The sequence below is a fragment of the Bifidobacterium pongonis genome, from assembly GCF_019331805.1.
In the GTDB taxonomy this organism is placed as follows: Bacteria; Actinomycetota; Actinomycetes; order Actinomycetales; family Bifidobacteriaceae; genus Bifidobacterium; species Bifidobacterium pongonis.
Map to the genome: position 1 here is coordinate 123,353 of NZ_JAHBBE010000001.1, position 22,901 is coordinate 146,253.

Here is a 22,901-nt window from a genome sequence, read left to right on the forward strand (position 1 = left end):
CACGACGAGGCGAGGCGGTCACGGCTCCGCTCCCCCATTCCCGCTTCCCGATTCCCGAGGCGCATAAGCCCGCCTCATATACGAAAAAGGCTGGGAACCACGCAGGTTCCCAGCCTTTTCAACCAGCTAAATTACTGGTTCACTCAGCCTTCTCGGCCTCGTCCTTGGCTTCCTCAACGGGAGCTTCGGCTTCGGCGGCGACCTTGGTCGCGGCTTCGGCTTCCTTGACGACGGCCTTCTTCGGGCTCACCGGCTCGGTGACGAGCTCGATGATGGCTGCAGGCGCATTGTCGCCGGTACGGGAGGCGATCTTCACGATGCGGGTGTAGCCGCCCTCGCGCTGCTCCATCTGCTCGGCGATCTCGGTGAACAGCTTATGCACGACGGACTTGTTGCGGATGACGCGCATCACGCGACGGCGGGAGTGCAGATCACCGCGCTTGGCGAAGGTGATCAGGCGCTCGGCCAGCGGACGAAGGCGCTTGGCCTTCGGCAGCGTGGTGGTGATGCGGCCGTTCTGGAACAGGCTGGTAGCCATGTTCGCGAGCATAAGGCGCTCGTGTGCCGGGCTGGACGCCAGACGCGGGCCCTTCTTGGGTGTAGGCATTGTTACTCCTTTTGCCGGGCCGGTTCAGGTGGGCAAGAGCCCGAACATCCGAACCGGTCAAGCGGTTGGTCGAAGGTTATGCGATCACTCGTCTTCCGGGGAGAAGAAAGTGCCGCCTTCGAGATTATTGGGGTCGAAGTCGCCGAGCGGCGAAGCCTTCAGGGAAAGCCCCAGGGACTGGAGCTTCTCCTTGACCTCGTCGATGGACTTCATACCGAAATTGCGGATGTCGAGCAGATCCTGCTCGGTGTGGGAGACAAGCTCACCGATGGTGTGGATGCCCTCACGCTTCAGGCAGTTGTAGCTGCGCTGAGTGAGGTTCAGATCCTCAATCGGCACGGCATGCTCGGGGTTGGCTTCTTCCACAACGGGAGCGGAACCAACCTCAACGCCCTCAGCCTGAACGTTGAGCTCACGGCACAGACCGAAGAGCTCCACCAGGGTGGAACCGGCGGAAGCCACCGCGTCACGCGGGGAAATGGCCGGCTTGGTCTCCACGTCCAGAATGAGCTTGTCGAAGTCCGTGCGCTGTTCCACACGGGTGGCCTCGACCTTGTAGCTCACCTTGAGCACCGGGGAGTAGATGGAATCGACCGGGATACGGCCGATTTCGTCAGCATCCTGCTTGTTCATCGACGCCGGGACGTAACCGCGGCCACGCTCGACGGTGAACTCGATCTCGAGTTCGCCATCTTCGGCGAGGGTGGCGATGTGCTTGTCCGGGTTGGCGATGGTGACGCCGGCGGGCGGGGTGATATCGCCTGCGGTGGCTTCACCCTTGCCGCTCTTGCGCAGGTACATCACGACGGGCTCATCATATTCGCTGGTGAGCACGATGCCCTTGATGTTCAGCAGGATCTCGGTGACGTCTTCCTGCACACCCGGCAGAGTGGTGAACTCATGCAGGGCACCGGAGATACGTACCGAAGTAACAGCGGCACCCGGAATCGAGCTCAACAGGGTACGGCGCAGCGAGTTGCCAAGCGTGTAGCCGAAGCCCGGTTCAAGCGGTTCGATAGTAAAACGGGAGCGCTGAGGATTCAGCGATTCCTCGGTAAGAGTCGGACGCTGTGCAATAAGCACTGTGGTATCCTTTCAGCTTCTGAACGGCGGTGCACTCGCCGAACATAAGCACGTTGGATGAATATTGTCTAGTAGTGCTCAGACGCGACGGCGCTTCGGGGGACGAACGCCGTTGTGTGCTTGCGGGGTGACGTCGGTGATGGAGCCGACTTCAAGACCTGCAGACTGCAGGGAGCGGATAGCGGTTTCACGACCGGAACCCGGGCCCTTCACGAATACGTCGACCTTCTTGACGCCGTGTTCCATCGCCTTGCGGGCGGCGGACTCGGCAGCCATGCCGGCAGCGTACGGCGTGGACTTACGGGAGCCCTTGAAGCCGACGTCGCCACCGGAGGCCCAGGACACCACAGCGCCGGACGGATCGGTGATCGAGATGATCGTGTTGTTAAAAGTGGACTTGATGTGCGCCTGCCCGACCGGGACCGACTTGCGGTCGCGGCGACGAGGCTTGCGCGCGGCTTGCTTCTGAGCTGCCATTGATCCTCGTTTCCTAATAACGAATGTCTTGCTGGCCTACGCGATGAGGATGCACACCTCGTGGCGTATGCCTCGCCACCTATTACTTGGTGGCCTTCTTCTTTCCGGCGACCGTGCGCTTCGGGCCCTTGCGGGTACGAGCATTGGTCTTGGTGCGCTGACCACGCACGGGAAGACCCTTACGGTGACGCTGGCCTTGATAGCAGTTGATCTGAATCTTACGACGGATATCGGCGTCGATCTCACGACGCAGATCGCCCTCGATCTTGAAGTTGGCTTCGAGGTAGTCACGCAGCGTGATCAGCTGCTCGTCGGTAAGATCCTTGACGCGAATATCCGGGTTGATACCGGTCGCAGCAAGCGTTTGCTTCGCACGAGTGCGACCCACACCGAAAATGTAGGTGAGGGCGATCTCGATGCGCTTCTCGTTAGGGATGTCGACTCCGGCAAGACGTGCCATTGCGATTCCTTCTATGCTCCGTAGGTCTTGCACCCTCTCGCCCGGTTATCCGGCACGGGCCTACGTACCCGTGGTTCAACGTCGCTTCCAAGAGAAGGCGTTGTGAGAAAGTGCCTTATTACTTGTGCCGCAGGGAAATCTGCTCAGCCCTGGCGCTGCTTGTGGCGCGGGTTGACACAGATCACCATGACGCGGCCGTGACGACGGATCACGCGGCAGTTTTCGCAGATCCTCTTCACACTAGGGCTGACCTTCATGGTTTTCCTTTACTTGTACCTTTACTTATAACGGTACGTAATGCGTCCGCGAGTCAGATCGTACGGGCTCATCTCGAGCACCACGCGATCCTGCGGGAGGATGCGAATGTAGTTCTTCCGCATCTTTCCGGAGATGGTGGCCAGCACGATGTGCTTGTTCTCAAGTTCAACACGAAACATCGCGTTCGGCAGTGCTTCGACTACCTGACCTTCGACTTCAATCACACCGTCTTTAGCCATTAGCTCCAGTCCATCCTTGTGGGTGCATTACACGGCGCTTCCGAAGAAACACCAACTTGCAAGAATACACAGTAGGGCCCCCAAGATCGCGGACGGCGTGTCACGCGATATTGGGGGCCCTATAGGCCGGCGGGTCTACCCCGCCGTCATGAGTTCGCTACGGCGATCAGACGTCCGTTCAGCGGGCGTCGAGCGCGTCGACAATGTTCTTCTGGATGGCGTCGATCTCGCCAACACCGTCGATGGCGACCAGCTGGCCACGGCTCTTGTAGGTGTCCAGCAGCGGCGCGGTCTCCTTGGCGTAGGTGGCGAGGCGCTTGGCGATGGCTTCCGGCGTGTCGTCGGTGCGGCCCTGTTCCTCGGCGCGCTTGGCGATGCGGGCCATCAGCACGTCATGATCGGCGTCGAGGGCGACCACGGCGTCGAGCGGGGTGCCGAGCTCTTCGAGCATGGCGTCGAGGGCTTCGACCTGGGCGGCGTTACGCGGGTAGCCGTCGAGGATCCAGCCGTTGGCGGTGTCGTCCTGGGCCAGACGGTCCTTGACGATGGAGTTGGTGAGCTCGTCGGGGACCAGCTCGCCCTTGTCGGTGTATTCGATGACCTTGAGGCCGAGCTCGGTCTTGCCCTTGATGTTGGCACGGAAGATGTCACCAGTGGAGATGGCGGGGATGCCGTAATGCTCGGCGAGCAGTGCGGCCTGGGTGCCCTTGCCGACGCCCTGGGGGCCCATGATCAGCAGACGCATGAGGGTTCTCTTTCTATGTTGGATTCTGTTGTGTGGGTTATACGTAACGGAGCGCTATCGAAGTCCAGCTCCGTAGCGCTCCGTAAGTATGGCCGGGTCAGCGACCCGTCACTTGCCTTCCTGGTGATCGGTGTTCTCGAACAGGAAGCCAGCGTACTGGAACTGTTCGGTCTGCGCCTTCGCCTGACGCAGGGTGTCGAGGCCGACGCCCGCGATGATCAGGATGGTGGTGCCACCGAACGGCAGCTTGGTGTTGAGGTTCAGGGCCATGATCAGCACGGTCGGGATCAGGGCCACGAACAGCAGGTAGACCGCGCCGACCGTGTTCAGACGGTTCATCACGTAGGTCAGGTAGCGGCTGGTGGCGCTGCCCGCGCGGATGCCAGGGATGAAGCCGCCGTACTGCTTCATGTTGTCGGCGGTCTCGTCCGGGTTGAACGTGATCGACGTGTAGAAGAAGCAGAAGAAGACGATCATCAGCGCGTACAGGGCGATGTACCACACGGAGGTGGTGTTGCCCAGGTTGGCGTTGATCCACTTGACCCAGGACTGATCGGAGCTGCCGAACTGGGCGACCAGGGTCGGGATGGCCAGGATGGAGGATGCGAAGATCGGCGGGATGACGCCGGACATGTTGATCTTCAGCGGCAGGTAGGTGGAGGAGCCGCCGTACATCTTGCGGCCGATCATGCGGCGGGTGTACTGCACCGGGATACGGCGCTGGCAGAGCTCGACGAAGTCGACGAAGATGAGGATGACGACCAGCACGGAAACCACGATGGCGAACTTACCCCAGTCGCCGTCCGTGCCGTTGGTGCCGTACCCGATCTCCCACAGCTGCGGCAGGAAGCCGGAGCAGATGGACATGAAGATAAGGACGGACATACCCTGACCGATGCCCTTATCGGTGATGAGTTCGGCCATCCACATAATCAGGCCGGTACCGCCGGTCATGATGAGGACCATGACCACGAGGTTCCACACGGAACCGTCGGGGATGACCTGGGAGCACTGGTAGTTGAACAGGGCGCCGGAACGCGCGGTGACCAGAATGGTGGTGGACTGCAGCACTGCGAGGCCGATGGTCAGATAACGCGTGTACTGGGTCAGCTTGGTCTCGCCGGACTGGCCTTCCTTATGCAGCGCCTCGAAGCGCGGGATCACGACGCGCAGCAGCTGGATGACGATGGACGCGGTGATGTACGGCATGACGCCCAGCGCGAAGATCGACAGCTGCAGCATGGCGCCGCCGGAGAACAGGTTGACAAGCCCGATGAAGTTCTCCTGATTGCCGGACAGAGTGGTGACGCACTTCTGCACGACCTTGTAGTCCACACCCGGGGTAGGAATGAACGAGCCAATGCGATAGATAATGATGATGAAAAGAACGAAGAGGATCTTCTTCCTCAGTTCCTTCGTCTTCAAGGCCTGGATTAACGTCCTCACCTAGATTCCTCCCTTATGGTGTTAGGCGCACAATTGACACACCACAGATACAAAACAATTCACTAACGCACGAGCATAGTCGACAGTGTCTACTTCGTGCGCACACATCTCACAAAAAATGGCCCCCTTGCAGGCAAGGGGGCCATTTCAAATCACCTTACCGAAAACGAATCAGTCTTCGGAGATGGAACCGCCGGCGGCCTCGATCTTGGCCTTGGCGGAGGCGGAAGCCTTCACGCCCTTCAGCGTGTACTTGACGGTGGTCTCGCCATCGCCCAGGACCTTCACCGGGTAACCGTTGCGGACGGCGCCCTTGGCGACCAGGTCGGCCACGGTCAGTTCGCCACCCTCCGGGAAGAACTCGGTGAGCTTGGTGATGTTGATGACCTGGAACTCCGTCTTGAACGGGCTCTTGAAGCCACGCAGCTTCGGCAGGCGCATGTACAGCGGCAGCTGGCCACCTTCGAAGCCTGCGCGCACGTGCGTACGCTTGGTCTGGCCCTTGGCGCCACGACCGGAGGTCTTACCCTTGGAGCCTTCACCACGACCCACGCGGGTGCGGTCCTTCTTGGCGCCCGGGGCGGGCTTCAGATCGTGCATCTGCAGAATTTCGTTATCTGCCATAATCAGTCAGCCTCCTCAACGGTGACCAGGTGACGCAGCACGTTGACCATACCGCGCACGGCCGGGGTGTCCTCGCGGACAACGGTCTGGCCGATCTTGCGCAGACCCAGGGTCTGCGCAGTCGCGCGCTGGTTCGGCTTACGGTTCACGAGACCGTGGTGCAGCGTAATCTTCAGGTTCTTAGCCATGTGAATCACTCACCATCCTTCGCTTCAGCGGCAGCCTCTTCGCGAGCCTTGCGGGCTTCGGCAATGCCGGCGGCGCGGGCGCGCAGCAGGGCATCCGGAGCGACTTCCTCGAGGGAAAGGCCACGGCGGGCAGCGATCTCCTCCGGCTCCTCAAGCTGCTTGAGGGCGTCGACGACCGCACGCACCATGTTGATCGCGGTGGGCGAACCCATGGACTTGGTCAAAACATCGGAGATACCGGCGCACTCCATGACGGCACGCACCGGACCACCGGCGATAACACCGGTACCGGGAGCGGCCGGACGCAGCAGGACGGTGCCAGCGGCGTCGTGGCCGATCACCGGGTGGGTGATGGTGCCACGCACGCGCGGCACGTTGAACATGTGCTTCTTAGCATCCAGCTGGCCCTTGGCGATAGCGGCCGGGACCTCACGGGACTTGCCGTAGCCGACACCCACGGTGCCGTTGCCGTCGCCGACCACCACGAGGGCGGCGAAGCTGAACGTACGACCACCCTTGTGGGTCTTGGACACGCGGTTGATGGTCACGACGCGATCGAGGAGCTCATCGCCCTTGTTCTCTTCGCGACGGTTGCGACGCTCACCGCGACGGCCTTCGCCACGCTGGCCACGACGGCCACCACGACGATCGTCGTTGGACTTCTCTTCAGCCGGAGCGGCCTGAGTGTTCTGATCTTCAGCCACTTGAGTTTCCTTCACTTCTTCGCTCACAGTGCCAGACCTCCCTCACGGGCGCCCTCAGCGACAGCTGCGACACGACCGGTGTACTTGTTGCCACCACGGTCGAACACGACGGTGTCGATGCCAGCGGCCTTGGCCTTCTCAGCAACCAGCTGGCCGACCTTCTTGGCGGCCTCGACCTTGGTGCCTTCGAAACCGGCGAAATCAGCGGTCAGAGTGGAAGCGGACACCAGGGTAACGCCCTTGGTGTCGTCCACGATCTGAGCGACCATGTGACGGTTGGAGCGGGTGACCACCAGGCGCGGACGCTCGGCGGTACCGGCAATGTGCTTGCGGATGCGTGCGTGACGGCGCTTGAGAGCAACCTTCTTGCCTTTTCCGAGAATAGCTACGCTCATATCACTTACCAGCCTTTCCAGCCTTGCGCAGAATACGCTCGTCGGTGTACTTGACACCCTTGCCCTTGTAGGGTTCCGGAGCGCGCAGCTTGCGGATATTCGCAGCAACCTGGCCCACAACCTGCTTGTCGGTGCCCTTGACGATCACCTGGTTGGGGTTCGGCAGTTCGAACTCGATGCCTTCCGGCGGGTTCACGGTAATGGTGTGGGAGTAGCCGAGGAAGAACTCGATGCCCTTGCCCTTGGCGACGGCGCGGTAACCGGTGCCGACGATATCCAGGGTCTTGGTGTAGCCTTCGTGCACACCCTTCACCATGCCGGCGATGATGGAGCGGCTCAGGCCGTGCATTGCACGGGTGGTGCGCTGATCATCAGCCGGGGTCAGGACGATCTCGTTGCCTTCGACGGCAGCGGTGATGCCCTCGGGGATCACGTAGGAATCGGAGCCCTTGGCGCCCTTGACCGAGAAGTTCTGACCGTCAATCTTGACTTCCACGCCAGCCGGAATGGTGACGGGGAGCTTACCAATATGCGATGCCATGTTTCAGCTCTCCTTTCTCACCAAACGTAAGCGACGATTTCGCCGCCGATGCCTCGATCGAGGCATTCCTTCTGGGTCAGCAGTCCCGACGAGGTCGAGATGATTGCGATACCAAGGCCACCGAGCGGCATCGGCAGGGAGTCGGACTTCGCGTAGCGACGCAGGCCCGGCTTGGAGATGCGCTTGATGCCCTGGATGGAACGCTCGCCGTTGGGGCCGTACTTGAGGGTGACCTCAAGAGTCTGGCCGACCTTGGCTTCCTTGGCGGTGAAGTCCTTGATAAAGCCTTCGCGCTTCAGAATCTCGGCAATGTTCGCCTTGAACTTGGAGTACGGCATATCCACGGTCTCGTGCTTTGCCGCGCTCGCATTACGCAGACGCGTAAGCATGTCTGCGATCGGATCTGTCATTGTCATTGTGGGCTAGTGCCCTTTCTCGCCGTGGTTTCCGCCGCCTATCCCCTATCGGGGAATCAGCCGCGGACCTTCAGCGTCGATGTTTACCAACTGGACTTCGTAACGCCGGGCAGCTCGCCGCGGTGGGCCTTCTCGCGAAGGCAGATGCGGCACAGGCCGAACTTACGATACACGGAATGAGGACGACCGCAGACCTGGCAGCGCGTGTAAGCGCGCACCTTGAACTTCGGCTTAGCGGCCGCCTTGTTCTTCAGAGCGGTTTTTGCCATATCAGTTCTCCTTGAAAGGGAAGCCAAGGTGCTTAAGCAGAGCGTAAGCTTCCTTGTCGTCCTTGGTGCTGGTCACCACGGTGATGTCCATACCGCGCTGGTGATCGATCTCGTCCGGGATGATCTCGTGGAACATGGACTGTTCGGTGAGACCGAAGTTGTAGTTGCCCTGTCCATCGAACTGGTGGCCGTTGATGCCGCGGAAATCGCGGATACGCGGCAGAGCCAGCGTCAGGAGACGGTCCAGGAACTCCCACATACGATCGCCACGGAGGGTCACGTACGCACCGATGGCCTGGCCTTCACGCAGGTGGAACTGCGCGACGGACTTCTTGGCCTTGGTGATCTTCGGCTTCTGGCCGGTGATGGCGGTGAGGTCCTTGACGGCGCCTTCGATGAGCTTGGAGTCGCGAGCGGCGGCGCCGACACCCATGGAGACGACGACCTTCTGCACACGCGCAACCTGCATGGGGTTGGAGTACTTGAACTCCTTCTCCAGCTCAGGCACGATCTGCTCGTTGTACTGCACCTTCAAGCGCGGAGTTGCCGGCGCTTCGACGGTAGTGGTGTCGGTCATGCCAGCTCCTTTCCGGACTTCTTGGCAACGCGCACGCGCACGGTCTTGACCTTGCCGTCGCGAGCCTCTTCCTTGACGTTCACGCCAACGCGAGTGGGCTTCTTGGTCTCCGGGTCGATCAGCATCACGTTGGAGCGATGGATCGGAGCCTCAACGGAGACGATGCCCGACTGCTGACCCTGCTGGGTGGCGCGCACGTGCTTCTTGACGATCTGGACACCTTCGACGATCAGACGATCGTTGGAGAGCACGCGGGTAACGGTGCCTTCCTTACCACGGTCCTTGCCGCGGATGACCTTGACCAGGTCGCCGCTCTTGATCTTGGCTACCATGTCAGATCACCTCCGGGGCGAGGGACACGATGCGCATGAAGCGCTTGTCGCGCAGCTCACGAGCAATCGGTCCGAAGATACGAGTGCCCTTCGGTTCACGGCCGGAGCCGAGAATAACCGCTGCGTTCTCGTCGAACTTGATGTAGGAGCCGTCCGCACGACGGTGCTCCTTGACGGTACGAACGACGACTGCCTTGACAACGTCGCCCTTCTTGACCGATCCGCCAGGGATCGCGTCCTTGACCGAGGCGACGATGACGTCGCCCAGGCCGGCATAGCGTCGCTTCGATCCACCGAGCACGCGGATGGCAAGGATTTCCTTAGCACCCGTGTTGTCGGCGACATGAAGCCGCGTTTCCTGCTGAATCATTGATTCTCCTTAGCCGAGCTGGTTCTCCCCGCACACTGGGCGCAGCAAAGTGACCATCTTTCCAGATGGCCACAATAGCAACACCCCTAGAGGTGTTTCCTGCTGCGCCCAGTGTACGGCGAGCCTTGCCGAACTTTTGTTTACTTGGCGCGTTCGATAATGGTATCGAGACGCCAACGCTTGGTCTTGCTCAGAGGCCGAGTCTCCATAATACTCACGAGGTCGCCAACATGGGCTTCGTTGTGTTCATCATGGGCCTTGACCGTCTTGGTGGAACGAACGACCTTGCCGTACAGCGGGTGGGTCGAACGCTTCTCAAGCTCCACGGAAATGGTCTTGTCCATAGCGTCGGACACGACGTAACCGCGGCGAACCTTGCGGAAGTTGCGCTCTTCAGCCATGTTCACTTCTCCTTAACGGTTTCAGCGGCCGGCTCAGCGGTGATGCCAAGCTCACGCTCACGCAGCACAGTGTACATGCGGGCGATGTCATGCTTGACGGCCTTGAGACGAGCCGTGTTGTCGAGCTGACCGGTTGCGGACTGGAAGCGCAGGTTGAACAGCTCTTCCTTGGACTTCTTCAGGAAGCCCTCGATCTCCTCGTTGGTCTTCTCGTTGAGATTCTTGATGGAGTACTCTTCGGTTCCGACTGCCATATCAGATGTCACCGCCTTCACGTGCAATCACACGGCACTTCATGGGGAGCTTGTCGATTGCGCGGCGCAGAGCCTCGCGAGCGACGTCTTCGGACACGCCACCGATCTCGAACATCACGCGACCAGGGTGGATGTTGGCAACCCAGAACTCCGGGGCGCCCTTACCGGAACCCATTCGAGCACCGAGCGCGTGCTTGGTGAGCGGACGATCCGGGAAGATGGTGATCCACACGCGGCCGCCACGCTTGATGTAACGAGTCATGGCGATACGAGCGGCTTCGATCTGGCGGTTGGTCACGTAGGCCGGTGCCAGAGCCTGGATGCCGAAATCACCGAAGTTGATCTCGTTGCCGCCCTTGGACATGCCAGTACGAACCGGGCGGTGCTGCTTGCGGTACTTAGTCCTCTTTGGGATAAGCATTCTTGCTCACTCCTTCGTTTCCGTGGCAGCGGGAGCCTCGGCAGCGGCTTCGGCCTTGGGAGCCTCGGCGGTCTGCGGCTTGGCTGCGGAACGGTTGCCACGACGCGGGCGGCGATCGCCACGACGGCCGGAGCGGTTGTTCTGCTGTGCCTGCTGCTCTTCGAACTCACGTTCGGTCATGTCGCCCTTGTAGATCCACACCTTGACGCCGATACGGCCGTAGGTGGTCTTGGCCTCGAAGAAGCCGTAATCGATCAGGGCGCGCAGGGTCTGCAGCGGAACGCGACCCTCGCGGTAGAACTCGGAACGGCTCATTTCCGCACCGCCGAGGCGGCCGGAGAGCTTGATGCGGATACCCTTGGCACCGGCGCGCATGGCGTCCTGCTGAGCCTTGCGCATCGCGCGACGGAAGGTCACGCGGTTGGTCAGCTGCTCAGCGATGCCCTGGGCGACGAGCTGGGCGTCCAGCGCGGCGTTCTTGACTTCGAAGATGTTGAGCTGGACCTGCTTGCCGGTGATCTTCTCCAGCTTGGCGCGAACGCGCTCAGCTTCGGCGCCACGACGGCCGATCACGATGCCCGGACGGGCGGTGTGGATGTCCACGCGGACGCGGTCACGGGTGCGCTCGATCACGATCTTGCTCACGCCGGCACGCTCGAGGTCCTTGCTCATCTCCTTGCGGATCTTGTCGTCCTCAAGCACGAAGTCGCGGTAACGTTCGCCGACCTTGTTGGAATCGGAGAACCACTTGGAACGATGGTTCTCAGTAATACCCAGGCGATAGCCAAAGGGATTGATCTTCTGACCCATCTTTAGCGGTCTCCTTCCTTGTTGGCAACGACGACCGTGATGTGGCTGGTGCGCTTGTTGATACGAGCGGCACGACCCTGGGCACGGGCGCGGAAACGCTTCAGCGTCACGCCTTCGTCCACGTAGGTCTCCTTCACGACCAGATCGTTCTCGCGGAACGGCTCGCCAGCCCTCTCGGCCTTGACGCGAGCGTTGGCGATGGCGCTCTCCAGGACCTTGCGAACCGGAAGGGACGCGGCCTGCGGAGCAAACTTCAGAATGGTAACGGCTTCAGTCGCCTGCTTGCCTCGGATGAGGTCGACCATGCGGCGAGCCTTGCGCGGCGTCACGCGGACGTGACGAGCGATTGCTTTAGCTTCCATAAGTCATTCTCTCCTTTAGCGGCGGGCCTTCTTGTCGTCCTTCACGTGACCCTTGAAGGTCTTCGTGGGGGCGAACTCACCGAGCTTGTGGCCAACCATGGATTCGGTGACGAACACCGGCACGTGCTTGCGACCGTCGTGGACGGCGAAGGTGTGACCGATGAAGTCAGGGGTGATCATAGAACGACGGGACCACGTCTTGATGACGTTGTGGGTGCCCTTCTCGTTCTGCTCGTCGACCTTCTTCTGCAAGTGGGCGTCGACGAAGGGGCCCTTCTTGATGCTACGAGTCATCTTCTCGACCTTCCTTACTTGCGGTTCTTACCGTTCGGACGACGACGAACAATCATCTTGTTCGAAGCCTTCTTCGGACGGCGAGTACGAACTTCACCCTTGCCCCACGGGGAAACCGGCGGCTTGCCACCACGGGTACGACCGCCGTGCGGGTGGTCGACCGGGTTCATGGATTCACCACGGGTGATCGGGCGCTTGCCCATCCAACGAGCGCGACCGGCCTTGCCGAGCTGCACGTTGGCGTGCTCTTCGTTGCCGACCTCGCCGACGGTGGCGCGGCAGCGCGCGTCGACGTTACGGATTTCGCCGGACGGCATACGCAGCTGGGCGTAGGCACCGTCCTTGGCCACGAGCTGGACGGAAGTGCCGGCGGAGCGGGCGATCTTCGCGCCGCCCAGCGGGCGGAGCTCGATGGCGTGCACGATCGTACCGGTCGGGATGTTCTTCAGCGGCAGGTTGTTGCCCGGCTTGATATCAGCCTGGGCACCGGTCTCGATGACGTCGCCCTGCTTGATGCCCTTCGGCGCGATGATGTAGCGCTTCTCGCCGTCTGCGTAGTGCAGCAGGGCGATGTTGGCGGTACGGTTCGGATCGTATTCGATGTGCGCAACCTTTGCGGGCACGCCATCCTTGTCCCAACGACGGAAGTCGATGAGACGGTACTGACGCTTGTGGCCGCCGCCGCGATGGCGGGAGGTCATGCGGCCGTAGGAGTTGCGACCACCGGTCTTGGACAGTTTGCGAACCAGCGACTTCTCAGGCGTGGAGCGCGTAATCTCGGAGAAGTCCGAGACGGACGCGTTGCGGCGGCCTGCAGTCGTCGGCTTATATACGCGGATAGCCATAATGTAGTTCTTCCTTTAACTTTTCTCGGCTAGCCTTCAGTTACCGAAGATGTCGATCGTCTGGCCCTCGGCGACGGTCACGATCGCACGCTTCTGGGAAGCGCGCTGGCCGAAACCGTTGCGGGTGCGCTGACGCTTGCCGGCGCGGTTGAGGGTGTTGACGTTCGTCACCTTGACGTTGAAGATCTCTTCAATAGCCTGCTTGATCTGCACCTTGTTCGCGTTCGGGGCCACCACGAAGGTGTACTGGCCACGGTCGGAAGCGGCGTAGCTCTTCTCGGAAACGACGGGCTTGATAATCACGTCGTGTGCCGGCTTGTGAATAGCGACCATCTAAATCAGGCCTCCTTCGGCTCGGTCTTCGCGGCCACGAAAGCCTCGAAGGCTTCCTTGGAGAAGACGACGTACTGCGCGGTAACCACATCGTACGTGTTGAGCTGATCGACGAAAATCGGGTGAACGGTCGGGATGTTGCGCACGGAGAGCCACTCGTTCACGTTGTCGCGGGTGAGCACGACGGTGGTGAAACGGTTCTCGGTGATCGGGGTCAGTGCAGCAACGGCGGCCTTGGTGGAAGGAGCATCGGCGACAGCGAAGTCGACGACTGCGATGCGACCGGCGTTAGCGCGATCGGACAGCACGTACTTCAGAGCTGCGGCCTTCATCTTCTTCGGGGTGCGCTGGTCGTACTTGCGCGGCTGCGGGCCGAACACGACACCACCGTGGTACCACTGCGGAGCGCGGGTCGAGCCCTGACGAGCGCGGCCGGTGCCCTTCTGCTTCCACGGCTTCTTGCCGCCGCCGGAAACGTTGGCGCGGGTCTTGGTGGCGTGGGTGCCCTGGCGAGCAGCGGCAAGCTGGGCCACGACGACCTGGTGGATCAGCGGCACGTGGGCCTGCACTTCTTCGGCGGAGAAGCCGAACAGCTCGGCAGGAGCCTCAACGGTGCCGGTCTTGGCGCCCTTGGCGTCGGTGACGTTCAGAGTAACGTTTGCCATGATTTATCAGGCTCCCTTCACTGCCGAACGGACGAGAACGATGCCGCCCTTGGGGCCGGGGATGGCGCCCTTGATGGCGAGGATGCCGTTCTCAACATCCGCGGAGACGATGGTGAGGTTCTGCACGGTGGAGGTCACATGACCCATGCGGCCAGCCATGCGCTTGCCCTTGAGGATACGGCTCGGGGTTGCGCAAGCGCCGACCGAACCCGGACGACGTTCGTTCTTGTGGGAGCCGTGGGTACGACGGTAGGACTTGAAGCCCCAGCGCTTGATGGTGCCGGCGAAGCCCTTGCCCTTGGTGGTGCCGGTCACGTCGACCTCAGCGCCCTCTTCGAACACTTCGGCGGTGAGTTCCTGGCCCAGCTCATACTCGGTGGCGTTGTCCTCGCGCACCTCAACGAGGTGACGACGCGGGGTGACGCCGGCCTTGGCGAAGTGGCCAGCCAGCGGCTTGGTCACCTTGGTCGGGTCGATCTGGCCGTAACCGATCTGAACCGCGGTGTAGCCGTCGGTTTCCTCGGTCTTGATGGCGGTCACCACGTTGGTGGAGACGTCGACCAGCGTGACGGGAACGAAGAGACCGTTCTCATCCCACACCTGGGTCATGCCGAGCTTCTTGCCCAGCAGGGCCTTGCGATCTGCTCTTTGCGACATATCGGTTCCTCCTCCCTTACAGCTTGATCTCGATGTTGACATCTGCGGGCAGGTCGATGTGCATCAGGGAATCCACGGCCTTGGGGGTCGGGTCCACGATGTCGATAAGACGCTTGTGCGTGCGCATCTCGAAGTGCTCGCGAGAATCCTTATACTTGTGAGGAGAACGAATAACACAGAAAACGTTCTTCTCGGTCGGCAGCGGAACGGGGCCAACAACAGTTGCGCCCGCGTTCGTCACCGTTTCGACGATCTTCTTCGCCGATTGGTCGATGACCTCGTGGTCATAGGACTTAAGCCTGATGCGGATTTTCTGTCCCGCCATTGCCGTCCGCCCTTTCTAGCGATTCGTGTACTGTTTACCAGCCTGTTTCGTGTTGAGGGCACCGGCGCGCATGGCCTCCATTGGACATACGTCCTCCAGGCGGTCATCCGTCATCAGTGCGCGGCCCATCGAATCCACGGTTGTGGGTCCGATCCCGCGCTCGCTTTTTTGATTCCAATTTGCGAGCCCAAAACAGGCAACTTGTTCATTAAAGCACCGAGCCCTGACTAAGCAGGGCTCGATGGTGTTCGGCGTGTCGCCGTTCGTTGAGATCCGTTGAGATCCGTTGAGATTCAGACCGCGGTACCCACGATAAGTGCGCAGGAGGCGATGCTGGACGCGAATTCGACGAGCCCCGTGTGCAGCGGGCGGACCGTTCTATGTTTGGCGAGAAGCGGCATGACCACCGCGCGGATGAGCAGCAGCGCGCTGAGAACGGTGAGCATCGGCATATGCACGGCGGATGCGATGGCCACCGCCACGGCATGCCATGCCCATGAGGCCGCAAGATATTTTGTGTTCCCACGCTCGCGGATCATGGTTTTGACGAAAAGCACGGATCCGAACTGCGCGATGGCGAACGCGCACGCCAGCAGGCTGCCCGATCCGTCAACGCCCGGTACGGTCAGATCACGGATGCCCAGATCGGGGATGACGATGCCGGTGTTACCGAGCTTGCGGACGATATCCAGATCGCATCCGTACCGGAAGGTGAGCAAGGCCATCAGGCAGGCGGCCGCCACCGCCACCGCGTTCGACCACAGCGACCGCTCCTTGCGCAGCCATGAGGCGGCGAACGACGCCACGGCGAGTATCACCATGGTCGGCGCCCAGGCGAGGATGTCGGGATGCACGGCGATGAAGGGGATGCCCACCGCACACAGGATCGCGCAATAGACGAGCGGCTGGCGCAACCAGCGCCGCGAACCGCGCGACTTGAACCATCGCGCGGCGGAGAACTGCACGCAGTAGCACAACATCCAGCACGCGGTCAGCCACCAAGGGGCTGCGGAGAACCCGTCATAGGCGACGGATGCGATGTCGCCGCCCAACGCGGGCGTCATCGCCATCATCACCGCGCCGGGCTGCCCGGGGAGCCAGGCGCGCAATCGCCTCCGTATGCTGCTCTTCTTACTGGTACGTCGTTTCGAGGATGCTGTCATGCCACCTACGCTACGTGAGGCATGGACGAAATCCAACACCGGCAGGCAAAAAGCCTAGTAAACGGCAAGGAGCCCGGCGGGTTATCCCGTCGGGCTCCTTGCCTGCTATCGCGTTACCGCGTCGCGGATCATACCGCTATGCGCCTTGCCATCACATACCTATATATAAGGTACCGTGCGGCACCTTATATAAAGGTGCGGTTCGGCGCGGCGGAATCAGACGCGCTCGGAGGCTTCCTCAGTGGCGGCCTCGCCTTCGCGCTCCACGCGGATCTTGTGGCCTTCGGCCTGGGAGACACCGTAGTACGCGGCCACGGCGATGTCCTTCATGTCGTTGATCAGCGGGATGCGCGGGTTCGCCGGGGTGCACTGGTCCTCGTAGGCGCGCATGCCGGCCTGATCGAGGATGGACCAGAAGAAGTCCTCGTCCACACCGCAATCCTGGAAGCTCTTGTTCATGCCGAGCTTGTTGTCGCGGTAATCCTCGACGGCCTTCGCCAGGTTCTCCACGCCTTCGGCCGGGGTCTTGCCCGGGTCGATGCCGAGGTTCTTGGCGAGCTCCTGGTAGCGTTCCGGCGCGATGTACTTGTTGTACTTCGGCCAGGAGGTGGGCTCCTCCGGGATCTGGCCGTTGTAGCGGATCACGTACGGCAGCAGGATGGAGTTGGTGCGGCCGTGGGCGATGTGCAGCAGGGCGCCCAAGGTGTGGGCCATGCCGTGGCACATGCCGAGGAACGCGGAGCCGAATGCCATGCCGGCCATGGTGGCGGCGTTGTGCATCTTCTCCTGGGCGTTGGTCTTGGCCAGTCCGGGCTCGCCGTTGACCGATTCGGCCAGGTTGTCCCACACGAGCTTGGCCGCGTGCAGGGCCATGGCGTCGGTGAAGTCGTTGGCGTACACGGAGACGTAGGCCTCGAAGGAGTGGGTCAGGGCGTCGAAGCCGGCGTCGGAGGCCAGCTTGCGCGGCTGGGTGCGTGCCAGCACCGGGTCGACGATGGCGACGGACGGGGTCAGCGCGTAATCGGTGATCGGGTACTTGTAGCCGGTCTTGTGGTCGGTGATCACGGCGAACGGGGTGACCTCGGAGCCGGTGCCGGAGGAGGTCGGGATGCACACGAGCTTGGCCTTCTTGCCCAGCGGCGGGATCTTGAAGGCGCGCTTACGGATATCGAAGAACTTCTCACGCACGTCGGAGAAGGCGATTTCCGGGTGCTCGTACAGCAACCACATGATCTTCGCCGCGTCCATCGGGGAGCCGCCGCCGACCGCGATGATCGTGTCGGGCTCGAACTCCTCGCGCATCATGGCCGCACCCTTTTCGACGGTGTCGACGGAGGGCTCCGGCTCGACGTAGTCGATGATGCGGAAGGTGACGCGGTTGGAGCGTGCGCGCAGCTGGTCGATGATCTTGTCGACGATGCCGAGCTGTTCCATCACCTTGTCGCAGACGATGACGGCCTTTTCGATGCCGTACATGTCGCGCAGGTACTTGATGGCGTTCGGCTCGAAGTAGGTCTTGGCCGGAATCTTGAACCACTGCATGTTGTTGTTCCTCCGAGCGATGCGCTTGATGTTGATGAGGTTGACGGCCTGGACGTTGCCGGAAACCGAGTTGCCGCCGTAGGAGCCGCAGCCCAGGGTGAGCGACGGGGCGATGGCGTTGTAGATATCGCCGATGCCGCCGAGGGAGCTCGGCTGGTTCCAGATGATACGGCAGGCGTGCATGCGCAGGCCGTATTCGCGGACCAGGTCCTCGTTGTTGGTGTGGATGGCGGCGGTGTGGCCGGCGCCGAGCTTCAGCATGGCCTCGCACATTTCGAAGGCCTGCTCCTTGTTGTCGGCCTTGAGCACGGCCTGCACCGGAGCGAGCTTCTCGTGGGTCAGCGGTTCGTCGTCGGAGACTTCCTTGCATTCCGCGGCGAGGATGGTGGCGTCGGCCGGGATTTCGAAACCGGCGGCCTTGGCGATGAACTGCGGGGACTTGCCCGGCACCACGGAGTTCAGCTTCGGGGTTTCGCCGCTGCCCGCCACACAGCCGAACATGTACTGTTCGAGCTTGGCCTTCTCTTCCTTGTTGACGAAGTAGGCCTTGCGGAGCTTGAGCTCGCGGATGAGGTCCTTGTAGACGTCCTTGTGGGCGATGATGGCCTGTTCGGTGGCGCAGATCATGCCGTAATCGAAGTGCTTGGAGAGGACCAGATCGTTGGCCGCGCGCACGATGTCCACGTCCTTGTCGACGTAGGCCGGTGCGTTGCCGGCGCCCACGCCGAGGGCGGGCTTGCCGGAGGAGTAGGCGGCCTTCACCATGCCGGGGCCACCGGTGGCGAGGATGGTGGCGATGCCGTCATGCTTCATCAGGGCGCCGGTCGCCTCGATGGAGGGGTGCTCGATCCACTGGATGCAGTTTTCGGGGGCGCCCGCCTCGATGGCGGCGTCGCGCACGATCTTGGCGGCGGCGACGGAACAGTTCTGGGCGCCGGGGTGGAAGCCGAAGATGATCGGGCAACGGGTCTTCAGGGCGATCAGGGACTTGAAGATGGCGGTGGAGGTCGGGTTGGTGACCGGGGTGACACCGGCGACCACGCCGACCGGTTCGGCGACTTCGTCGATGCCGAGCACGTCGTCTTCGCGGATGATGCCGACGGTCTTCTGACCAGCCAGGTAGTTGGTGATGTGCTCGCAGGCGAAGATGTTCTTGGTCGCCTTGTCTTCGACCAGACCGCGGTGCGTTTCGTCGACGGCCATCTTGGCGAGCACGAGGTGCTTGTTCAGTGCCGCCACGGAGGCCTTGGCGACGATGTGGTCGACCTGCTTCTGGTCGAGCTTTTCGAATTCGACGAGAGCCTGCTGGCCCTTGGCTACGAGTGCGTCCACTTCAGCTTCGGCTGCGGCGAGCTTTTCTTCCGGAGTCGGCTTCGTTGCGCTGTTCTTAGTTTCTGCCACTGTAGGATCCTCCTCTAATAGAGATCTGGAACGTGGTGCGTTATTCCTTCTTGTTGATTGCCGTTGTACAGCAGTCATGTCACGGCTTTTCATAACTGCGAATCGCCTGTGACCTGCATCACAATATACATGACCCTCCGCATCTTTTCATCCTTTAAGCGGGTTGTGCGTTTCATGTTATATTTCGTTTCCTTAATGTGTAAACAAGCGCTATTTTTGCACGAATCTCTGTTCATTCTTCATAAAATGTGAGTTTTTGTTTACTTTACCTATCGAACGAACATCGCCAAATCAGTATTCCTAAAAATAGTTTTACAAAACTGTTGCACATCAATGCGAATCTAGGCCCAACTTCTGTAAACCCGCTTTGCATTAATCACCCCATACCCGCCCCGTCAACGCCCCTTACAGCGGGAAATCAAGTCTTGACGGCATCGTCCGCCATGCGCAGCGACACGACATTTTGAAAAGACTTTTGATAAAGTGGCAGGATAAGCGCGTCGATGTGGAACACGAAAGGAACGTCATGAAGCCCATGCCATCAACAGCGGTCAAACAGGCCAACCGTCAGGCGATGATCGACTACCTGTACCGGCATGGCCCGTCCACCAAGCAGCATCTGCAGATGACCCTCGGCCTGAGTCTGCCCACCATCACCGCCAATCTGCGCGACCTTGAAGACGAAGGACTGGTCGAGCGCGGCGAGCCGACGGAATCGACCGGCGGGCGCAAGGCGCAGACCTACAAGTTCGCCCCGAAATCACATGCGGCGATCGGCGTTCGTATGCGCGCGGACGGCGTCACGCTGGTGGCGGTGGACCTCTACGGCGAGGTGATCGCCCGCAAACGCAAGCGCGTCTCCTACCGCGACACCGGCGACTACTACGACATGGTCGGCGATCTCGTCACCGAATTCGCGGGGCGCGTGGTGCGCTCGGGCAGCCAGGTGCTCGGTGTCGCCTTCTCCATCCAAGGCATCGTCTCCCCCGACGGCAGCGCGATCACCTTCGGGCGGATCGTCGGCAACACCGGGCTGACACTGGAGAAACTCACCCGGCATATCGAATTCCCCGCGCTTATGATCCACGACTCGGACGCCTCGGCCATGGCCGAGCTCTGGTTCGATCCCAGCATCCGCGACGCGGTCTGCATCTACTTGGAGCGTCGCCCCGGCGGCGCGGTGATTGCGCACGGGGCGCTGTACCAAGGCCCGAGCCTGTCCAACGGCACCGTGGAGCATATGTGTCTAGTGCCGGGCGGACGCGCCTGCTACTGCGGGCAGCACGGCTGCATGGACCCGTATTGCTCGCCGGAGGCGCTGCTGGAGGACGGCGAGGGAATGCCCGGCTTCTTCTCGGTGCTGAGCCAGGGCGAACGCGGGCATCGCCAGCGTTTCGACGAATGGATGGGGTACGTGGCGCAGGCGATCGTCAACATCCGTTCGGTGATCGCAGGCGATGTGATCATCGGCGGCGAGGCCGCGCAATACCTGGACGATGACATGCTGGCCGAGCTCAAGCGCCGCACGGAGGCGCTCAGCCCGTTCAGCACCGATTTCACGCTGAAGAAGAGCATCTGCGTCGAGGATCAGAACATCATCGGCGCGGCCCTGCGCTTCGTGCGCGACTACGTGGACGGGATCTGCGGGCGCGCATAGCGCCTCTCCCCCGCATTCCGCCGGGCCCTGTCGGCATACCACGGCAGGTGTGCAACAAGCCGAAAAGGGCCGCAGCCCACCCGTTTCCACGGGTGGGCTGCGGCTCTTTTCGCTGTGGCGCTCTTTGCGCCGTCACACGATCTGGCAGAACTCGATGGTCTCGTCGTTGGGACCGTACACGTTGAAGTAGCGGATTCCATGTTCCCAGAAGCTGTCGATGTGCTGGATCTCGGTGTCCTTGAACTCCAGGCCGAGCTTCTTGGCGTTGTCGAACGCCGCTTCGATATCCGGGGTGTCGAACGCCCAATGGTTGATGGCGCCGGTGACACCGGGGGCCGGTTCGCCCTCCCAAGTTTCGATGGTCAGATGGCCGTAGCGCAGGAAGGCGCAGCGGTTGTCCCCGTTGTGGAACAGGCCGGCGAGCTCGAATCCGAGCTTCTCCGTGTAGAAGGCGATGGTTTCGTCCAGATCCCTGGCGATCATGCCGGAATGCTGCAGATCGGTGGTGAATGCGGACATGGGTTCGGTCATGATGTTCTCCTTTTCGGTGATCGATTGGTGGTTGATGGTTGATGATCGATGGTCGGCGATGCTCATTCGCCGGTGGCGACCGCGGCTGCTGCGGCGACGGTGGCGGGTGCGGCGGGTGCGGCGGCCTCCACGGTTTCGGCAGCCTTGTTCTTCGCCTTGGCGATCCGGTGGCCGTGCTCGTCGAATCCGGGCTGCTGCGGACGGATGAACAGCGTCAGCACGAACGCCAGCACGTACAGCGCCGCGTACGTCCAGCACACGCCGCCGTAGCCGATGGTCGGCAGAAGGATCGTGGCGATGCCGGGGCCCGCGAACGTGGTGAGGCCGGCCGCGAGGTTGTATGCGGACAGTGCCGCACCCTGCTTGCCTTCGCCAGCATACAGCGTCATGATGGTCGGCAGCGACGAGAAGGCGCAAGTGCCGATGCCCACGATGACCGAGGCGATGATCATCATCAGCGCGTTCGCGCCGAACCATTGCGGAATGTAGTAGAAGGCGACGGAACCGACGGCGAGCACCGCGCAGCCGAACCAGCGCATCGGCCACACCCATCCGAAGCGGTCCATGAACCAGCCCCAGAAGGTGTTGAAGATCAGGGTGACCACGAACACGAAGCCCCAGATGCGCATCCATTCCTCGGTTTTGAAGATGTTGATGCCGCCGTTGTGCGTGGTGCACAGGTACAGGGGCATGATGACCGGGAAGCCGTACAGCAGCAGGTTGTTGATGATGCGGATGATCGCGCAGATGAGGATCTTGCGGTTGGTGACGAGGATGGTGGCGCCTTCGGCCAGTTCCTTCAGCTGTTCCTTGCGGCTCAACCCCTCGCCCTTGACGATCTTGTTCTTCGGCACGAACAGGAAGCACATGATCGTGCCGACGATGGAGAACGGCAGCGCGAACCAGAAGGTGCGGTATTCGCCGAACACCGGCATGATGAAACTCGGCAGGTAGGCGCCGAACACGCCGATGCCCAGGGAGAAGCAGGTCCAGAAGAAGCCGGTGGCCGAGGCGAGTCTGGACGGGGAGATGTACTGCGCCATCAGCACCACGAAACTGTAGATGAACAGCGGGTAGCCGATGCCACGCATGGCGTACAGGCCGAGGATCAACGGGTAGATGTGGCTGGGGATGGCCACGCCGAGGAACAGCAGATGGATGCCGATCCACCAGCATGCGCCGAACATCATGACGCGGCGGGCGCCGAACATCTCGGCGAGCACGCCGGCGGACCATCCGCCAAGCGCCGCGAACAGACCGTATACGGTGACCAGCAGCGAGGCCTGGGATGAGGTGAATCCCTGATCCACCATGAATTTGGACAGGAAGGTGAGTTCGAAGCCGTCACCGGTCATGAAGATCGCGACGGCCAGGAAGCCGAGCATCAGCACTCGGGGAACGCCGAGGCGCTCAAGCAGCCTAATCATTGCAACAACCCTTACCCGGCCTTCGCCGACGTTGGGAAAGCCGTTTGCAGAAAATCATACAAGTATTCGCGTGCGGGGCGCC

Annotated in this window: 34 protein-coding genes; 1 reads left to right on the plus strand and 33 read right to left on the minus strand. The window is 61.4% G+C overall.

Annotation, left to right across the window (positions count from 1 at the left end; translation table 11 throughout):
* Positions 1-139 precede the first annotated feature (139 nt).
* From rplQ to adhE, 31 genes are all read right to left on the minus strand, one after another.
* On the minus strand, positions 140-607 hold the full coding sequence (gene rplQ / locus KIH75_RS00550; RefSeq protein WP_219054965.1) for a 50S ribosomal protein L17: 468 nt from the start codon (positions 605-607) through the stop codon (positions 140-142).
* 84 nt (positions 608-691) lie between these two features.
* Entirely contained in the window at positions 692-1,690 is a 999-nt protein-coding gene (locus KIH75_RS00555; protein WP_003827266.1) for a DNA-directed RNA polymerase subunit alpha, read from the minus strand.
* A gap of 78 nt (positions 1,691-1,768) precedes the next feature.
* Positions 1,769-2,167, minus strand: a complete 399-nt coding sequence (gene rpsK / locus KIH75_RS00560) for a 30S ribosomal protein S11 (RefSeq protein WP_003827267.1) — start codon at positions 2,165-2,167, stop codon at positions 1,769-1,771.
* Positions 2,168-2,249: 82 nt separating this feature from the next.
* Positions 2,250-2,627 carry a 30S ribosomal protein S13 gene (gene rpsM / locus KIH75_RS00565; RefSeq protein ID WP_003827268.1) on the minus strand — a complete coding sequence of 126 codons (378 nt, stop codon included), beginning with the start codon at positions 2,625-2,627 and terminating at the stop codon, positions 2,250-2,252.
* 143 nt (positions 2,628-2,770) lie between these two features.
* Positions 2,771-2,884, minus strand: a complete 114-nt coding sequence (gene rpmJ, locus KIH75_RS00570; RefSeq protein ID WP_003808136.1) for a 50S ribosomal protein L36 — start codon at positions 2,882-2,884, stop codon at positions 2,771-2,773.
* Between the two features lie 21 nt (positions 2,885-2,905).
* Positions 2,906-3,124 carry a translation initiation factor IF-1 gene (gene infA, locus KIH75_RS00575; protein ID WP_003827269.1) on the minus strand — a complete coding sequence of 73 codons (219 nt, stop codon included), beginning with the start codon at positions 3,122-3,124 and terminating at the stop codon, positions 2,906-2,908.
* Between the two features lie 178 nt (positions 3,125-3,302).
* Positions 3,303-3,869, minus strand: coding sequence for an adenylate kinase (locus tag KIH75_RS00580; RefSeq protein WP_219054964.1), 567 nt, complete (start codon positions 3,867-3,869; stop codon positions 3,303-3,305).
* 108 nt (positions 3,870-3,977) lie between these two features.
* A complete protein-coding gene (gene secY / locus KIH75_RS00585) occupies positions 3,978-5,315 on the minus strand; it encodes a preprotein translocase subunit SecY (protein WP_219054963.1) in 1,338 nt (445 codons plus the stop codon).
* 171 nt (positions 5,316-5,486) lie between these two features.
* Positions 5,487-5,939: a 50S ribosomal protein L15 gene (gene rplO / locus KIH75_RS00590; protein ID WP_219054962.1), complete on the minus strand. Its 453-nt coding sequence runs from the start codon at positions 5,937-5,939 to the stop codon at positions 5,487-5,489.
* A 2-nt stretch (positions 5,940-5,941) separates the two neighbouring features.
* Positions 5,942-6,127: a 50S ribosomal protein L30 gene (rpmD, locus tag KIH75_RS00595; RefSeq protein ID WP_169080624.1), complete on the minus strand. Its 186-nt coding sequence runs from the start codon at positions 6,125-6,127 to the stop codon at positions 5,942-5,944.
* Positions 6,128-6,132: 5 nt separating this feature from the next.
* Positions 6,133-6,858, minus strand: coding sequence for a 30S ribosomal protein S5 (rpsE, locus tag KIH75_RS00600; protein WP_033522690.1), 726 nt, complete (start codon positions 6,856-6,858; stop codon positions 6,133-6,135).
* Positions 6,855-7,226, minus strand: a complete 372-nt coding sequence (gene rplR, locus KIH75_RS00605) for a 50S ribosomal protein L18 (protein ID WP_219054961.1) — start codon at positions 7,224-7,226, stop codon at positions 6,855-6,857. The genes rpsE and rplR overlap by 4 nt, the downstream gene beginning before the upstream one ends.
* Position 7,227: 1 nt before the next feature.
* Positions 7,228-7,767: a 50S ribosomal protein L6 gene (gene rplF / locus KIH75_RS00610; RefSeq protein ID WP_169080627.1), complete on the minus strand. Its 540-nt coding sequence runs from the start codon at positions 7,765-7,767 to the stop codon at positions 7,228-7,230.
* A 17-nt stretch (positions 7,768-7,784) separates the two neighbouring features.
* Positions 7,785-8,183 carry a 30S ribosomal protein S8 gene (gene rpsH, locus KIH75_RS00615; RefSeq protein WP_169080628.1) on the minus strand — a complete coding sequence of 133 codons (399 nt, stop codon included), beginning with the start codon at positions 8,181-8,183 and terminating at the stop codon, positions 7,785-7,787.
* Between the two features lie 83 nt (positions 8,184-8,266).
* The gene (locus KIH75_RS00620; RefSeq protein WP_003808046.1) at positions 8,267-8,452 is read right to left on the minus strand and encodes a type Z 30S ribosomal protein S14; all 186 of its coding nucleotides are present in this window, start codon (positions 8,450-8,452) and stop codon (positions 8,267-8,269) included.
* A gap of 1 nt (position 8,453) precedes the next feature.
* On the minus strand, positions 8,454-9,029 hold the full coding sequence (gene rplE / locus KIH75_RS00625; protein ID WP_003827278.1) for a 50S ribosomal protein L5: 576 nt from the start codon (positions 9,027-9,029) through the stop codon (positions 8,454-8,456).
* Complete coding sequence (gene rplX, locus KIH75_RS00630; protein ID WP_033522684.1) at positions 9,026-9,361, minus strand: 50S ribosomal protein L24; 336 nt, start codon at positions 9,359-9,361, stop codon at positions 9,026-9,028. Before rplX ends, rplE begins: the two co-directional genes overlap by 4 nt.
* 1 nt (position 9,362) lies before the next feature.
* Complete coding sequence (gene rplN / locus KIH75_RS00635; RefSeq protein ID WP_033522682.1) at positions 9,363-9,731, minus strand: 50S ribosomal protein L14; 369 nt, start codon at positions 9,729-9,731, stop codon at positions 9,363-9,365.
* 140 nt (positions 9,732-9,871) lie between these two features.
* Positions 9,872-10,132 (minus strand): 30S ribosomal protein S17, encoded by a 261-nt coding sequence (gene rpsQ / locus KIH75_RS00640; protein ID WP_219054960.1) that lies wholly within the window; start codon positions 10,130-10,132, stop codon positions 9,872-9,874.
* Positions 10,133-10,134: 2 nt separating this feature from the next.
* A complete protein-coding gene (gene rpmC / locus KIH75_RS00645; protein ID WP_033522679.1) occupies positions 10,135-10,386 on the minus strand; it encodes a 50S ribosomal protein L29 in 252 nt (83 codons plus the stop codon).
* Between the two features lies 1 nt (position 10,387).
* Positions 10,388-10,807: a 50S ribosomal protein L16 gene (gene rplP, locus KIH75_RS00650; protein WP_003827283.1), complete on the minus strand. Its 420-nt coding sequence runs from the start codon at positions 10,805-10,807 to the stop codon at positions 10,388-10,390.
* Positions 10,808-10,813: 6 nt separating this feature from the next.
* Positions 10,814-11,617, minus strand: a complete 804-nt coding sequence (gene rpsC / locus KIH75_RS00655; protein WP_033522678.1) for a 30S ribosomal protein S3 — start codon at positions 11,615-11,617, stop codon at positions 10,814-10,816.
* A 2-nt stretch (positions 11,618-11,619) separates the two neighbouring features.
* Positions 11,620-11,979, minus strand: a complete 360-nt coding sequence (rplV, locus tag KIH75_RS00660) for a 50S ribosomal protein L22 (RefSeq protein WP_033522676.1) — start codon at positions 11,977-11,979, stop codon at positions 11,620-11,622.
* A 15-nt stretch (positions 11,980-11,994) separates the two neighbouring features.
* Positions 11,995-12,273 carry a 30S ribosomal protein S19 gene (gene rpsS, locus KIH75_RS00665; RefSeq protein ID WP_003808025.1) on the minus strand — a complete coding sequence of 93 codons (279 nt, stop codon included), beginning with the start codon at positions 12,271-12,273 and terminating at the stop codon, positions 11,995-11,997.
* 14 nt (positions 12,274-12,287) lie between these two features.
* Entirely contained in the window at positions 12,288-13,118 is an 831-nt protein-coding gene (gene rplB, locus KIH75_RS00670; RefSeq protein WP_003827286.1) for a 50S ribosomal protein L2, read from the minus strand.
* Between the two features lie 36 nt (positions 13,119-13,154).
* Positions 13,155-13,451 carry a 50S ribosomal protein L23 gene (gene rplW / locus KIH75_RS00675; protein ID WP_219054959.1) on the minus strand — a complete coding sequence of 99 codons (297 nt, stop codon included), beginning with the start codon at positions 13,449-13,451 and terminating at the stop codon, positions 13,155-13,157.
* 5 nt (positions 13,452-13,456) lie between these two features.
* Entirely contained in the window at positions 13,457-14,116 is a 660-nt protein-coding gene (gene rplD, locus KIH75_RS00680) for a 50S ribosomal protein L4 (RefSeq protein WP_219054958.1), read from the minus strand.
* A 6-nt stretch (positions 14,117-14,122) separates the two neighbouring features.
* The gene (gene rplC / locus KIH75_RS00685; protein WP_033522672.1) at positions 14,123-14,773 is read right to left on the minus strand and encodes a 50S ribosomal protein L3; all 651 of its coding nucleotides are present in this window, start codon (positions 14,771-14,773) and stop codon (positions 14,123-14,125) included.
* 16 nt (positions 14,774-14,789) lie between these two features.
* Positions 14,790-15,098 (minus strand): 30S ribosomal protein S10, encoded by a 309-nt coding sequence (rpsJ, locus tag KIH75_RS00690; RefSeq protein ID WP_003827292.1) that lies wholly within the window; start codon positions 15,096-15,098, stop codon positions 14,790-14,792.
* 293 nt (positions 15,099-15,391) lie between these two features.
* Complete coding sequence (locus KIH75_RS00695; RefSeq protein WP_219054957.1) at positions 15,392-16,261, minus strand: YwiC-like family protein; 870 nt, start codon at positions 16,259-16,261, stop codon at positions 15,392-15,394.
* A gap of 216 nt (positions 16,262-16,477) precedes the next feature.
* On the minus strand, positions 16,478-19,204 hold the full coding sequence (adhE, locus tag KIH75_RS00700; protein WP_219054956.1) for a bifunctional acetaldehyde-CoA/alcohol dehydrogenase: 2,727 nt from the start codon (positions 19,202-19,204) through the stop codon (positions 16,478-16,480).
* Positions 19,205-19,730: 526 nt separating this feature from the next.
* Here adhE and KIH75_RS00705 point away from each other — a divergent pair.
* Entirely contained in the window at positions 19,731-20,861 is a 1,131-nt protein-coding gene (locus tag KIH75_RS00705; RefSeq protein ID WP_219054955.1) for an ROK family transcriptional regulator, read from the plus strand.
* Between the two features lie 132 nt (positions 20,862-20,993).
* Here the strand turns inward: KIH75_RS00705 and KIH75_RS00710 are convergent, their stop codons facing one another.
* On the minus strand, positions 20,994-21,392 hold the full coding sequence (locus KIH75_RS00710) for a VOC family protein (protein WP_219054954.1): 399 nt from the start codon (positions 21,390-21,392) through the stop codon (positions 20,994-20,996).
* Between the two features lie 62 nt (positions 21,393-21,454).
* Entirely contained in the window at positions 21,455-22,819 is a 1,365-nt protein-coding gene (locus KIH75_RS00715) for an MFS transporter (RefSeq protein ID WP_219054953.1), read from the minus strand.
* Between the last annotated feature and the right edge of the window lie 82 nt (positions 22,820-22,901).